The sequence below is a fragment of the Streptomyces sp. NPDC005004 genome, assembly GCF_053600675.1.
This window is the reverse complement of the sequence record NZ_JBSGAH010000005.1, coordinates 293,313-306,071: the sequence shown is the minus strand read 5'-3', so window position 1 is coordinate 306,071 and position 12,759 is coordinate 293,313. Positions and strand designations below refer to the sequence as shown.

The following is a 12,759-nucleotide window of genomic DNA, read 5'->3' as shown; positions in this document are numbered from 1 at the left end:
CGTCACGCCCCGTACAGATAAGGGGTCGTGGTGGTCAGCGCGCGGAAGCCGAGCCGCTCCAGGACGGGGCGGCTCATGTCCGAGGCGTCGACCTGGAGATAGCGGCAGCCGTGAGCGGCGGCGGCACGGGCTCGGTGGGCGACCAGGGTGCGGTAGACGCCCCGGCCGCGCCACCGTGTGACCGTGCCGCCGCCCCACAGTCCCGCGAACTCGGTCCCCGGCACGATCTCCAGGCGGGCGGCGGAGACCGGCTCGTCACCGGCGAGCGCGACCACCGCGAGGACGGTCCCGGGGTCGTCGGCGAGCTGGGTGAGCAGTTGGCGCCGCAGCCGGCTGCCGTCCCTTCCGAACACCTCCTCGTGCACGCGCACGACGAGTTCGACCCCGACCTCGTCGGTGGCCCGCACGACACGCACCCCGGCGGGCGGTTCGGCGTCCTGGGCCACGTCGGCGGTCTCGGCGACCATCACGGTCTCCTCTTCCTCGGCCCGGAACCCGGCGGCGGTGAGCCGGTCACCGAGATCCCGCGGCCGGTCGTGACCGTAGAGCTTCCACTCGAACTCCTGGCCGAGACCGGTGAAGTGGGCGATCTGCTCCTCGATGGCGCGCGGCGCGTCCGTCTCGTCCAGCCCCGACCAGAGGACGGCGTTCCAGCCGCCCGGCTCGGAGACCAGGCGCACCACGGCGCCGGTCCTCTCGATCCGCACCCCCGGGCCCTCGGCCCGCGCGCCCTCGCGCATCTGACGGTCGTACGCGGCCAGTACCGCTGTGGCGTCCATGGGGTCACTCCAGCAGCCGACTCCCGTGCGGGCAACGGAATTTGCCCGCGAGGCCCGCGAGGCGCGCACGGCCCGCACGGGAGGGCGCCGGAGGACGGTCAGCCGAGTTCGAGCGTCGCGACGCCGAAGACCCGGTCAAGGGCGTGCTCGCGGACCGGTCTGGTGTACATGCGGGCGGTCTCGAAGGAGGGCGTCAGGCCCAGGTCGAGAGCGAGGGCGACGGCCGCCTTGTTCGGCTCGGGGACGTCCACGGCGATCCGCTGTCCGGCGACCTCCGCCGACAGCGCGGTCAGCAGGGCGCGGGCGTCGTCAGCGGTGTCCGCGAAGAGGGGGCCGACGCGCGGGCAGTCGTGTCCCGGGCGGATCACTCCGTAGCCGGTGAGCCGTCCGGCGTCCTCGCGGACGAAGGCACGGTGGCCGGGGAGCGTGAGCCACTCGGCGAGGAAGCGGGGACGGTCGGCCGGGGAGCAGGCGCTGTCGTACGCGACGACGGCGGCGAGGTCGGCGGCCTCGGCGGGGCGCACCCCGTCGGGAGCGGCCCCGGTGGGAGCCGGTCCGGTGTAGCGGGCGGTGCGGTGGGCGAGCTCGAAGCCGGAGCGGCGGTAGTTGTCCTGCTGGGCGACCACGCCGTCCAGGCCGACGGTGCGCGTGCCCGCGTGCGCGAGAGCGGTCTTCCAGGTGGTGAGCCCGTGTCCGTGGCCCCGGAGGTCGGGGCGGACGAGGTAGCAGCCGAGGAACGCGTAGTCGTCGCCGTAGTTCACCACGGAGACGGCCGAGACCGGCTCGCCGTCGATCCGGCCGAGGAAGAAGCCTTCGGGGTCCTGGGCGAAGAAGGCGGGGCCGTCGGAGAGTCCCGGATTCCAGCCCTCCTCCGCCGCCCACGCGCTGATCACCGGCCAGTCGGCGAGGGTGGCCTGGGTGACGACGAGATCCTGGGGGGCCGGTGACGTCATCGGTGCGCTCCATTTCCTGGGGGGCCGCGCGGCCGTGCCCGGCGTACGGGCGGCCTCCGCGCGGGTGGGACCACGGACGGTGCGACGGCTCGTCGCACCCGCCGCATCCTTCCCGATCCCGCGTGCGCACGCCACGCCCCAGGGGTGCGTGAACCGAGTCAACGGGCCGCCGATGCGCGGCCGTTGACAACACGTCCGGCGGGCCCGGCTCCGCCGTTCATGTCAAAGGCCCCACCGAGGCCGGTCGCGTCCGGTGGGGCCGTGCGCCGGCGCGGTCAGCCGACGCGGGTCGGCCGGAAGCGGCGGTACAGGGCCGCTCCGGCGACGATGAACGCCGCGCTGCCCGCGAGCGCCGGGGCCGTCGTGTCCGTACCCGTGTGCGCGAGGGTGCCCCCGGGCGGAGCCGCGGGGGTGTGCGGCTTGGGGTGGGACTTCGGCGGGGCCGGGGGTTCCGGCGTGGCCGGGGGCTCGGTGGGGGGCGGGGTGACCGGCGGGGCCACCGGCGGGGGCGTGGTCTCCTCCGGGCCGTTCTGGCAGTGGTTGCCGAAGGCCGGGTTGGCCACTCCCACGACGTCGACGCTGTTGCCGCACGCGTTCACCGGCACGTCCACGGGAAGCTGGATGCCATTGCCCGAGAGCACGCCGGGCGAGCCGTGCGTGACGCTGTGCGCCGAGGAACCGGACGTGCCGGTGCCGACACCCGCGTGGGCGGACCCGCCCGAGGTGCCGGACCCGCTGCCACCGCTCTCCGCATCGGAGCCGGTGTTCGCGCAGGAGTTGCCCATCGCCGGGTTCAGGAGCCCGACCACGTTCACCGTGTTGCCGCACGCGTTCACCGGCACGCTCACCGGGAGCTGGACGGTGTTGCCGGAGAGCACACCGGGCGAGCCCACCGCAGCGCCGTCGGCAGAGGCGCCGCCGGCCGCGAAGGCGGCGGACACCGGCATCGCCATGGCCATCGCGCCGGAAGCGGCGGCCACACCGATCACACCGTTACGGGTAGCCCGTTTCATAGGTTTGCCTGCCTTCCAGAGTCAGTCGCGGGCAGTTGCCCGCACCACATAGAACGCGGCCGGACCATCCGAGTTATGGCTATTCCTGCTTTCACCCCATCGAGTGGGCCCGTCCATCGAATGGCGTGACGCCGCCCGAACGAGTCAAAAGTGGCGTCCCAAACGACCGCGAAACGGTCATGAACGCGTCCGGAACCGAGCACACGACCGCCACGGGCCGAGGACGATACGGCCCCCCGCGCCCCGACGCCCGCCGGGAGGCGGCGGCCGCGGGGCCCGCTTATCGTGAGGACGGCGCGGCTCCAGATCCCCCGATCGGCCGCGTCCCGGGAGGCGATCGATGCCGGCGAAGCTGACCAGACGACCCGCCCTGCGACGCGCCGGGAGCGCCGGAGTCCTCACCCTCGCGCTGCTCGGTGCCGGGCTGCCCGTCGCGGCGGCCGAATCCCCCGCGCCCGGACTGTCCCGGTTCTACGAGCAGAAGGTGGCGTGGGGCGCCTGCGACGGCCCGGACATGCCCCGGGACCTCCAGTGCGGCAAGGTCACCGTCCCCCTCGACTACGCGCACCCCGGTGGCGCCACCCTCGATCTGGCGCTGGCCCGCTACCGGGCGACCGGGACCCCGCACGGCTCGCTGCTGCTGAACTTCGGCGGCCCCGGGGCACCCGGCGTCGCCCAGCTCGCCGCAGGCGGCAAGGCGTTCATGGACCTGACCAACGGGTACGACGTGGTCACCTTCGATCCGCGCGGTGTCGGCCGCTCCTCCCCCGTGAGCTGCGGCGCGGGCCAGGACCCGGCGGCGGACGCGGCGGCCTCGGACTCCGAGCTGGACATCCGCCGCCCGCAGACGCTGCTGATCCGGCTGCGGCAGTCCGCAGCGCTGTGCGCCAAGTACTCCGGTCCGGTCCTCCAGCACATGGGCACGGTCGACGCGGCGCGCGACATGGACGTGATCCGCCAGGCGCTGGGCCGCAAGAAGCTGGACTACCTGGGCTTCTCCTACGGCACCCGGCTGGGCGCGGTCTACGCGGCCGAGTTCCCTCACAAGGTCGGGCACATGGCCCTGGACGGCGTGGACACGCTGACCGAGCCGCTGTCCGAGCAGGGCAGGGCCGGTGCCGAGGGGCAGCAGACGGCGCTGGACTCCTTCGTGGACTGGTGCACGAGCGACGTGGGCTGTCCCTTCGGGCAGGACCCGCGAGCGGCGCGCGACCAGGTGGTGCAGCTGGTGCGCTCGCTCGACGCGAACCCGGTGCCCACCGACTTCGGCGGCACCTTCTCCGGACAGGACCTGGTGGGCGCGATCGGGCAGGGGCTGTACAGCAAGCAGCTCTGGCCGTCGCTGGAGCGAGCGCTGGCCTCCTTGACGGAGGACGGCGACACCCGGCGCGTCCTCGGCTTCGCCACCGGAGGCATCGCCGTGCCACCGCGCTCCGACGGCGGCGGGAACGGGAGCGGCGGCAAGGGCGGGCAGCACACCGGTCTGGTGGCCACGCAGGACGTGCCCGTCGACAACCTGCCTGCCGCGCTGCTGGCGATCAACTGCGCCGACGACCCGGACCGCCCCTCGGACGCCCGCGTCACCAAGGACCTGAAGGACCTGCGCTCCGCCTACGACGAGGCGTCCCCGGTCTTCGGCCGCTACCGGCTCACCCAGTTGCTGATGTGCTACGGCCGCCCCAAGGGCACGGACTACATCCGCGACGAGGTGAAGAACGTGCCGTCCGCCCACATACTGCTGATCGGCACGCGCGGCGACCCGGCGACGCCGTACCGCTGGACCGTGGAGACGGCCGCCCGGCTGGGCGACGCGGCCGTGGTGCTCGACAACAAGGGCGACGGTCACACCGGCTACGCCTCCTCCAAGTGCGTGCACCGCAAGGTCGACGACTTCCTGCTGTACGGCTCGCTGCCGCCGAACGGCAGTTCCTGTCCGGCGGACAGGAACGCCTGGAGTTCGCCCGTGGAGGGCGACGAGTGAGCCGCGCCGGAATGGGTGACGGGTGTAGCGCAATCGGGTCACAGCGCCGATTCCGGTACAACCACACAGGCCGGACCGCCGTCCTACCGTTCGGGCGGACCGTGGTCCGCCAGGCCGTGCCGTCGACCGTGATCAGGGAGTCCGTCATGCGTATCCGAGCCCTCGCCGCCGCTTCCGCCGTCCTCGCCTCCGGGGCCGTGCTGCTGACCGCGCCGGCCGGTCACGCCTCCCCCGCCCGGGTCGCCCCGTGCACCCAGGGCGAACTGACCGTGCGCGCAGCGGCGGTGTCCTCCGAGCGCACCGTGGTGCGATTCTCGCTGACCAACCGGGGCGGCCGCGCCTGCACCGTGGAGCGTGTGCCGGTGGTCAGCTTCGGCGGTCTGGACGGGGCCGCGCTCCCGGTTCGGGACGGCGGCAAGGGCACGTACCGGCTCGGCGCGCGGGAGACCGCCTACGCGGCCGTGCGCACCATCGGCGACCCGGCCGACCCGGAGGCCCGCCGGGCCCGCTCGGTCTACGTGTCCGACGCGGCCGGGCGATGGGGCGGCGTCTTCTCCGCCGGACACCTGGGCACCGGGACACGGGTCCTGGTGTGGGAGCCGGTGACGACGTGGTGGCAGCCGAGCCGCGCGGCGGCGGACCGGGAGATCGGCCTCGGCTGAGCGCGAGACGCCGCCGGGGGTGAGACGCCTCTGAGGGTGGAGCAGTTCTGACCGCCAAGCACCCCGACGTCGCCCCCGAACACACGAGCGCCGAACGCGCGGCCGGACACCCGGTCGCGCCGCCCCCGAATGGGTCAAATTCCTTACCGCTCCTACGACTTGACGCTCCGCGCCCGTACAGCCGAACCGCACGGATACCACACCTGGAAGACTCTGACATATGCCAGAAGCACCACCGCATCGGGTGTTGCCAAATCACTTACGGGGGTTCGCCCGCTGTGCGACAGTCGTAGCGGTTCCACCGTTCTCCCGGCCGTACCGTTCCCATCGGAGTGCGTCATGCCGTCCCCTGTCTCCGCGGACCGCCCCGCCCCGCCGCCCGGACGCGGCTCGGTCGATGCGCTCATCTCGCAGACGCGGCGGCTCAAGGGCGACATGGCCGCCGTACAACGTGACACCCCGGGCGAGGGATCGGCCCCGGAGGAACGCTGGCAGCGCGCCCTGTACGAACTGGCCCTGCATCAACTCGACGACCTCGACGCCCACTTGGCTCAGCTCCGGGACGGCCCCGACCGTCGGAGCCCCGAGGACGACGGCGGATCGCTGCTCGGCCGGGTCGGCAGCGCGGAGTGGAACCTGCTGACGGACGCGGCGAGCTGGTCCGTCGAGCTGTACGGCATCCTCGGCCTCGACCCGGTCGAGCCCGCCCTCACCCTGGACGAACTCCCCTCCCTGGTGCACGAGGAGGACCGCCCCCGGCTGACCGCGACGGTGACGGCCTGCCTGGTGGACGCCAAGCCGATCGACGACGAGTTCCGCGTCGTACGACCCGACGGCTCGGAACGCATCGTGCACATGATGGGCGAGCCCGTACTGGACGCCGACGGCGGCACCGTCTCCATGTGGGCCGTGCTCCGGGACGTCAGCGAACTGCGCCGCCGGGGACGGACGGTGCGCGAGACCGGCGACTCCTTACGCCTGCGCCAGAGGCCCCCGGCCCCGTCCGGCGAAACCTTGCTGCCACTGTGGAGCGAGCCGACCCGGCACGGCACGGGCACCCTCGACATCGCCGCCCGGCACCTGCCCTCCGAGTCGGTCGCCACGGCGGGCGGTGACTGGTGCGATGCCCTCGAACTGCCCGACGGATCATCCCTGTTGAGCGCCGGCGATCTCATCGGCCGGCACGGCAGCCCGGTGCCGGCCGTAACGGTCCTCCTCGGCGCCGTACGCGGGATGGCCCTGTCCGGCACCGGGCCCGGTCGGCTGCTCTCCGTGCTCGACCAGGTGCTGGACGTCTCCGCGCCGCCCGCCCGGCTCAGCGGGGCCGCCTGCTGCCACTACGCGCCCGGCCACCGCACCCTCACCTGGGCGTGTACCGGCCACCCCGCCCCGCTGCTGTTCCGCGACGGGACGGGGCGCGTGCTGACCGCACCGGACGGCGCGCCCGGGACCGCGGCAGGGCAGGCCGAAGTCGCCCTGGAGCAGGGCGATCTGCTCCTGCTGCACACCGAGGGACTGCTCCTCGGCGCCGGTGGGTCCACGGCACTGGACCGGCTGCTCGGACTCGGTCCGCTCCTCCACGCGGCGTCCACCGCGCCGGAGTGCGCGCGGATCGTCGCCGAAGCCTTCGGCACCCGGGAGCGGGCGTACGACGCCTGCCTGCTGGTGGCCAGGGTCACCGCGTAGGACCCTGGTTCAGGCTTCCGTACTCCTTCCCCGCTGCTTGGGCAGCGCTGTCCTGATCTCCTCCCGCAGTTGGTGGATTCTCGGGTAGCCCGCGTACTCCGCGCTGAGCCGGTACATCTGGAGCAGCCGGTCCCAGGTGCGCCGCGAGGAGTTGGCGCCCATCGCCAGGAGGGCGAGCCGGGCGTACCGGTCGGCCTGCTCGGGGTCGTCGGCGATGAAGCAGGCGGAGGCCATGGAGAGATGGTCGAAGATCTTCGACCGCTCGCGTCCGTCGACCCGGAGCGCCAGCGCCTTCTCCGCGTAGTACTGGGCGTGCGCGGCGGCGCTCGGGTCGAACTCGGCCAGGGTGCGGTAGGCCAGAGCCTGCATCCCGTACAGATCCTCGTCCTTAAAGGTCTGCATCCAGTCCGGCTGGGTCTCGGAGTGGCGGTCGGAGACGAAGAGGTCCTCCGCCTGGCCGAGCGTGCGCCGCATCGCCTGACCGTTGCCCATCGCGGCCTGCGCCCACGCCTCGATGGTGTGGAACATCGCCTTCGTACGCGGCTGGAGACGTTCCCCCGAGCCGGAGTGGGCGAGCTTCATCAGGTCCAGGGCGTCGTCGGGCCGGCCCAGGTGCACCATCTGTCGGGCGGCCCGGGACAGGGCCTCCCCGGCACGCGGCCGGTCGCCGCCCTCGTGCGCGGCGTGCGCGGCGATGACGAAGTACTTCTGTGCCGTGGGTTCCAGGCCCACATCGTGCGACATCCAGCCCGCGAGGACCGCGAGGTTGGCCGCGACGCCCCACAGGCGCCGCTGGAGGTGGGGGGGGTGGTGGTAGGCGAGCATACCGCCCACCTCGTTGAGCTGGCCCACGACCGCCTTGCGCTGGAGGCCGCCGCCGCGTGCCGCGTCCCAGGCGCGGAACACCGCGACGGAGCCTTCCAGTTCCTCGACCTCCTGCTCCCCGACGGGGGCGGCCTCGTAGCGGTCGAACCCGGCGGGGTCGGCATGCAGGGGATCGTCGAAGACGGGGGCGTCGGCCTTCAGGGCAGGGTCGGTGTGCAGCCAGTCGCGCATGGAACTGCTGAGTGTGGCTCCCGCGGCGAGCGCGGCACCCGCGCCCACCAAGCCGCGTCGGTTGAGCATGAGGTCCATTCCCGTGAATTCGGTGAGGACCGCGGCGGTCCGCCCGGGCGTCCACAGCACGCCGTCGGGATGATCCGCATTCCCGTCGCCCTGCCGTTTCCCCGCACGCCCGTGCCGTACCAGACCGAGGTCCTCCATGGTCACGACACGGCCGAGTCGCTCGGTGAACAGAGCCGCCAGCACCCTCGGCACCGGATCACGCGGGATCTCTCCCGTGTCGATCCACCGCCGCACCCGCGAGGTGTCGGTCGAGAGCTGGGGGTGGCCCATGGCCGCCGCCTGCCGGTTGACCAGTCTCGCGAGTTCGCCCTTCGACCAGCCGGCCAGGCCGAACAGGTCAGCGAAGCGGGTGTTGGGTTGTCCGCTCACGTCAAGCCCCCAGGTTCTCGGCTGAGTTGACAGTAGCCCCGTGCCGGTTGCCGGGCGACTATTCGCCAGGGTTCGCCAGGGTGCGCCAGATGGTGTGCCAGTGGACATCGGGTGTCAGGTAGGAAAGCGCCACCCCGACCCGGTCACCCCGGGACATTCCCCAGGGTGTTCCCGAGGGGCCGGGCCGGGCGGCGCGAGCACAGCTCATGGACTGTCAGGACAGGCACCGCAGGCACACGAAGGGATCTGTATCTCCCATGTACGCAGCATCGTCCTCCGTGTCCGCTCCGCCCCGGCCACCGCGTCCCCGCCCGGCGGGCGGCGGACCGTATCTCGACCCGGCGGCGCGGCCCGGAACATCCGTGCCGGTCGTGGGCCGCGCCGCGCGCATCCCGGGCCAGCCCGGCGCGCAGCCGCTCAGCGGCAGACTGGACCTGTCCGGCCCCCAGGGGGCCCAACTGCGCGGCGCCATCAACGCCGTCCACCGCATCTGCCCGGAGTTCGCCCCGGTGCAGGTACTGCGCCGCACCGGGCGCTCCGTCACCCTCGTCGGCACGGCGGGCCGCACCACGGCCGTGGCGAAGTGTCTGCTGGACCAGTCGCCCTCCTGGGCCGAGCGCGTCCGGCACGAGATAGCGGCATACCGCTCGTTCGTCCGGCACCGCCCCCCTGTGCGGGTGCCGAGGCTGATCGCGGCGGACCCGGACAACTGCACACTGGTGATCGAGCGCGTGCCCGGCCGGATCGCCGCGCTCCAGCGCCACCCGATGGACGCCCCGGCCCGCCCGGACATCCGGACCGCGCTCGGCGCGATCTGCCGGCTGAACGCCTGGCGCCCCCCGGCGGGCACCTTCGACGCCCCCCTCGACTACGCGGCCCGCATCAACCGCTACCACGAGCTGGGGCTGCTCACCGACCGCGATCTGGGCGACCTCCAGAAGCTGATGCACGGCATCGCGCACTCGGCGGGCCGCCAGGGCATGGGCCAGTTCTGCCACGGCAACGCCCTGCTGTCGAACATCCTGCTCTCGCCCGCGGGCCCGGTGCTGGTCGACTGGGAGCACGCGGGCTGGTACCTCCCGGGGTACGACCTGGCCACCCTGTGGCTCGCCCTGGGCAGCGCCCCGGACGCGCGGCGGCACATCAGCCAGATCGCCCAGCTCGGCGGTCCGGCCTCGCGTGACGCCTTCCTGGTGAACCTGATGCTGGTGCTGACCCGGGAGATCCGGAACTACGAGACGGCCGTCCAGCGCTCGATGCACGAGACGGCACCGGCCGTGCCCCGGGCGGGCGGCCTGGCGAGCGGGGAGGAGCAGCGGCTGGTGCTGCGGCGCCTGCACGACGACTGCCACATGGCCCGGCAGGCCGTGCGGGCGGCGGTGGGCACCCGCTGACACAGGCTCCGCGGTGCGCCCGGAGCGGCGGCGCACCGCGGATTCCCCTTTCCGGGAGCGGCTATTGGTCTACGCCACTGACGCCCCGCAGGCCCGCCAGCCACCACCACGAAACTCGCCGGACCCCTCTGTGACATGGGAAATCGCTTCGCCGACGGCATGATTGACGGATCGTCGGCCAGCGGGTACCACTGACCCAGCTCGGCGCCGCCCGCCCCGCCACGCCCGCCCGTCACAGGAGGCCGCATTGCGAGGATTCGCCACCGACCCGACACCCGGCCGCAGACGGCTGCACCGCACCACCGGCGCCCTCGCGGGCGCCGTCCTGCTGTTGCCGCTGCTCGGCGCGGCCCCGTCCTCGGACGCGGCCGCCGCGCCGTCCGACGGCAGTCTCCAGCGCGCCTTCGCAGACGCCTCGGCCGAGTACCACGTGCCGCAGAGCCTGCTGCTGGCCGTCTCCTACCTCCAGTCCCGCTGGGACACGCACGCCGGTGCCCCCAGCGTGAGCGGCGGGTACGGCCCGATGCACCTGACCGACGCCCGCACCGCGCTCGCCACCACCGAGCACTACGCCGAGGGTGCCGAGGACCCGCGCGGCGACGGCGCCCGCGCCGCCCTGCACCCGCGCGCCGAGGCCCCGCCGGCTTCCGTGCTCCCGGACCGTCTGTCCACGCTGCGCCGCGCGGCGGAGCTGACCGGTCTGTCCGCGTCCAGGCTGCGCACCGACCCGGCGGCGAACGTGGCCGGGGGCGCCGCGCTGCTCGCGGCCGAGCAGAAGCAGCTCGGGCAGAAGCCGGGCGCCGACCCGGCCGAGTGGTACGGCGCGGTGGCCCGGTTCTCCGGCGCCGACGACTCGGCGACGGCTGCCGCGTACGCCGACGAGGTGTTCGACGTGCTGCGCACCGGGGAGTCCCGCACCACCGACACCGGCCAGCACGTCGCTCTGAAGGCCGCCCCCGGAGTGCGCGGCGACACCGCCCAGCTCAGGCGGACCGGTCTGCGCACCCCGAAGACGGACGGCGTGGAGTGCCCGGCCTCGGTGTCCTGTGTGTCGGTCCCGGCGCCGTACGAGGAGTTCGGGGACAACGACTACGGCAACCACGACCTGGGCGACCGTCCGGCCTCGCAGCGGATCAAGTACATCGTCATCCATGACACCGAGGGCGGCTGGGACGGGGTGATGAACCTGATCCAGGACCCCACCTATGTGTCCTGGAACTACACCATCCGCTCCACGGACGGTCTGATCGCCCAGCATGTGAAGGCGAAGGACGTGGCCTGGCACGCGGGCAACTGGGACGTCAACGCCCGCTCGATCGGTATCGAGCACGAGGGTTTCCTCACGGCGCCGGACGCCTGGTACACGGAGGCGATGTACCGCTCCTCGGCCCGTCTGGTGCGCTATCTGTCGCGCACGTACGGCGTCCCGCTGGACCGCCAGCACATCCTCGGGCACGACAACGTGCCGGGTCCGACCGCCTCGACGGTGCCCGGGATGCACACCGACCCCGGTCCGTACTGGGACTGGCGGCACTACTTCCGGCTGCTGGGCCACCCGTTCAGGGCGACGGGCACCGCCCGCTCCGGGCTGGTGACGATCCGGCCGGACTACGCCGCCAACCAGCCGGTGTACACGGGCTGCGACACGGCGGGCGTCACCTGCCCGGCGCACGGCTCGGGCGAGGTGCGGCTGTACACGGACCACGACGTGAACGCCCCGCTGGTCAAGGACAAGGGCCTGGGCACCACGCCGACGACCGGGGTGAACGACCTGTCCTCGCGCGTCTCCACCGGCCAGCAGTACGCCGTCGCGGACCGCTGGGGCGACTGGACGGCGATCTGGTACCTCGGCCAGGAGGCGTGGTTCGAGAATCCGAGGCGGCACGCGACGGCGGTTCCCGCGTCCGGGTTCACGATCACCCCGAAGGACGGTCTGGCGAGCGTGCCGGTCTACGGCCGGGCGTACCCGGAGAAGGAGGCGTACCCGGCGGGCGTGCCCGCGCAGTCGGTGGTGCCGCTGCCGTACACGATCCCGGCCGGGCAGAAGTACGTGGTCGGTGACGAGATGCCGGGCGAGTACTACTACGCGGTCACCTTCACCGAGGACTCGCACAAGGTGGTCGTCGGCAAGGACCTGTACTACGAGATCCAGTACGGCCACCGGGTGGCGTTCGTCCGCGCGGCCGACGTGACGCTGGCGGCCGCGCGCCGCTGAGGCGGGGCCTCAGCCCTGCTGGAACAGCTCCGCCGGGAGCGGTTTCAGCAGGGCGTACAGGTCGTCGGTGATGGGCCGGTCCCAGGCCGCGATGGTGACGAGTACGCCGTCGCTGCGGTCGAACTGCACGCAGGAGATACGGCTCTCGGAGAGCTTGAGGCGGCGCACGATCAGGAGGTTGTCTCCCTGGAGGACGGGGGTGTCCTCGACGCCGACGACGGTGACCTCCTCGTCGTTCTCCAGCGCGAGCAGCAGTTGCGCGACCTCGAAGGGGATCTCGCCCTCGGCGGTCTCCCGGGCCGGGGAGCCCTCGGGGAGGTTGCCGATGATCATGGCGGGGCCGCGCCCGCCGAACAGGTCGTAGCGCAGGAAGACACCCTGGCAGGTGCCGTCGGGAGCGGGCAGCAGGCCCGCGCCGAGGTTGCCCGGCCAGTCGCCCGGGTCCATGGCCAGCACGTCGAAATCGGGGCCGGCGGGGGTTGCGCTGCGGCGGCGGAGGAACGACATGCGGCAATGGTACGTGCCCGGGAGCGCGCGGCGGTGTGCGGGCGCCCCTGGACAACGGCCGCGCGCGGCGCGGCA

10 protein-coding genes are annotated in these 12,759 nt (G+C 73.1%); 5 read left to right on the top strand and 5 right to left on the bottom strand.

What is annotated here, in order from left to right:
- Positions 1–2 precede the first annotated feature (2 nt).
- The 3 genes from ACWEEU_RS09295 to ACWEEU_RS09285 form a co-directional block, all read right to left on the bottom strand.
- Entirely contained in the window at positions 3–779 is a 777-nt protein-coding gene (locus ACWEEU_RS09295) for a GNAT family N-acetyltransferase (protein WP_451730336.1), read from the bottom strand.
- Positions 780–877: 98 nt separating this feature from the next.
- A complete protein-coding gene (locus ACWEEU_RS09290; RefSeq protein WP_451730333.1) occupies positions 878–1,732 on the bottom strand; it encodes a GNAT family N-acetyltransferase in 855 nt (284 codons plus the stop codon).
- Positions 1,733–2,007: 275 nt separating this feature from the next.
- Positions 2,008–2,721, bottom strand: coding sequence for a chaplin (locus tag ACWEEU_RS09285; protein ID WP_385739997.1), 714 nt, complete (start codon positions 2,719–2,721; stop codon positions 2,008–2,010).
- A gap of 364 nt (positions 2,722–3,085) precedes the next feature.
- Here ACWEEU_RS09285 and ACWEEU_RS09280 point away from each other — a divergent pair, with 364 nt between their 5' ends.
- From ACWEEU_RS09280 to ACWEEU_RS09270, 3 genes are all read left to right on the top strand, one after another.
- Positions 3,086–4,726, top strand: a complete 1,641-nt coding sequence (locus ACWEEU_RS09280; RefSeq protein WP_451730329.1) for an alpha/beta fold hydrolase — start codon at positions 3,086–3,088, stop codon at positions 4,724–4,726.
- Between the two features lie 146 nt (positions 4,727–4,872).
- Complete coding sequence (locus tag ACWEEU_RS09275) at positions 4,873–5,388, top strand: DUF4232 domain-containing protein (protein WP_385740004.1); 516 nt, start codon at positions 4,873–4,875, stop codon at positions 5,386–5,388.
- Positions 5,389–5,727: 339 nt separating this feature from the next.
- Complete coding sequence (locus ACWEEU_RS09270) at positions 5,728–7,074, top strand: PP2C family protein-serine/threonine phosphatase (protein ID WP_451730326.1); 1,347 nt, start codon at positions 5,728–5,730, stop codon at positions 7,072–7,074.
- A gap of 9 nt (positions 7,075–7,083) precedes the next feature.
- Here the strand turns inward: ACWEEU_RS09270 and ACWEEU_RS09265 are convergent, their stop codons facing one another.
- Positions 7,084–8,568 (bottom strand): DNA-binding protein NsdB, encoded by a 1,485-nt coding sequence (locus tag ACWEEU_RS09265; protein ID WP_385740010.1) that lies wholly within the window; start codon positions 8,566–8,568, stop codon positions 7,084–7,086.
- A gap of 257 nt (positions 8,569–8,825) precedes the next feature.
- Between ACWEEU_RS09265 and ACWEEU_RS09260 the strand changes: the two genes are divergently transcribed.
- Together ACWEEU_RS09260 and ACWEEU_RS09255 are read left to right on the top strand one after the other, a co-directional pair.
- A complete protein-coding gene (locus ACWEEU_RS09260; RefSeq protein ID WP_451730323.1) occupies positions 8,826–9,962 on the top strand; it encodes an aminoglycoside phosphotransferase family protein in 1,137 nt (378 codons plus the stop codon).
- A 247-nt stretch (positions 9,963–10,209) separates the two neighbouring features.
- Positions 10,210–12,177 carry an N-acetylmuramoyl-L-alanine amidase gene (locus ACWEEU_RS09255; protein WP_451730320.1) on the top strand — a complete coding sequence of 656 codons (1,968 nt, stop codon included), beginning with the start codon at positions 10,210–10,212 and terminating at the stop codon, positions 12,175–12,177.
- 9 nt (positions 12,178–12,186) lie between these two features.
- Here the strand turns inward: ACWEEU_RS09255 and ACWEEU_RS09250 are convergent, their stop codons facing one another.
- Entirely contained in the window at positions 12,187–12,684 is a 498-nt protein-coding gene (locus ACWEEU_RS09250; RefSeq protein WP_385740019.1) for a hypothetical protein, read from the bottom strand.
- Positions 12,685–12,759: the final 75 nt, after the last annotated feature.

Bases quoted from the DNA above. Each gene is read 5' to 3' on its own strand.
- ACWEEU_RS09250 (WP_385740019.1), bottom strand. From the start codon at position 12,684: ATGTCGTTCCTCCGCCGCCGCAGCGCAACCCCCGCCGGCCCCGATTTC.
- ACWEEU_RS09275 (WP_385740004.1), top strand. From the start codon at position 4,873: ATGCGTATCCGAGCCCTCGCCGCCGCTTCCGCCGTCCTCGCCTCCGGG.
- ACWEEU_RS09290 (WP_451730333.1), bottom strand. From the start codon at position 1,732: ATGACGTCACCGGCCCCCCAGGATCTCGTCGTCACCCAGGCCACCCTC.
- ACWEEU_RS09270 (WP_451730326.1), top strand. From the start codon at position 5,728: ATGCCGTCCCCTGTCTCCGCGGACCGCCCCGCCCCGCCGCCCGGACGC.
- ACWEEU_RS09260 (WP_451730323.1), top strand. From the start codon at position 8,826: ATGTACGCAGCATCGTCCTCCGTGTCCGCTCCGCCCCGGCCACCGCGT.
- ACWEEU_RS09280 (WP_451730329.1), top strand. From the start codon at position 3,086: ATGCCGGCGAAGCTGACCAGACGACCCGCCCTGCGACGCGCCGGGAGC.
- ACWEEU_RS09295 (WP_451730336.1), bottom strand. From the start codon at position 779: ATGGACGCCACAGCGGTACTGGCCGCGTACGACCGTCAGATGCGCGAG.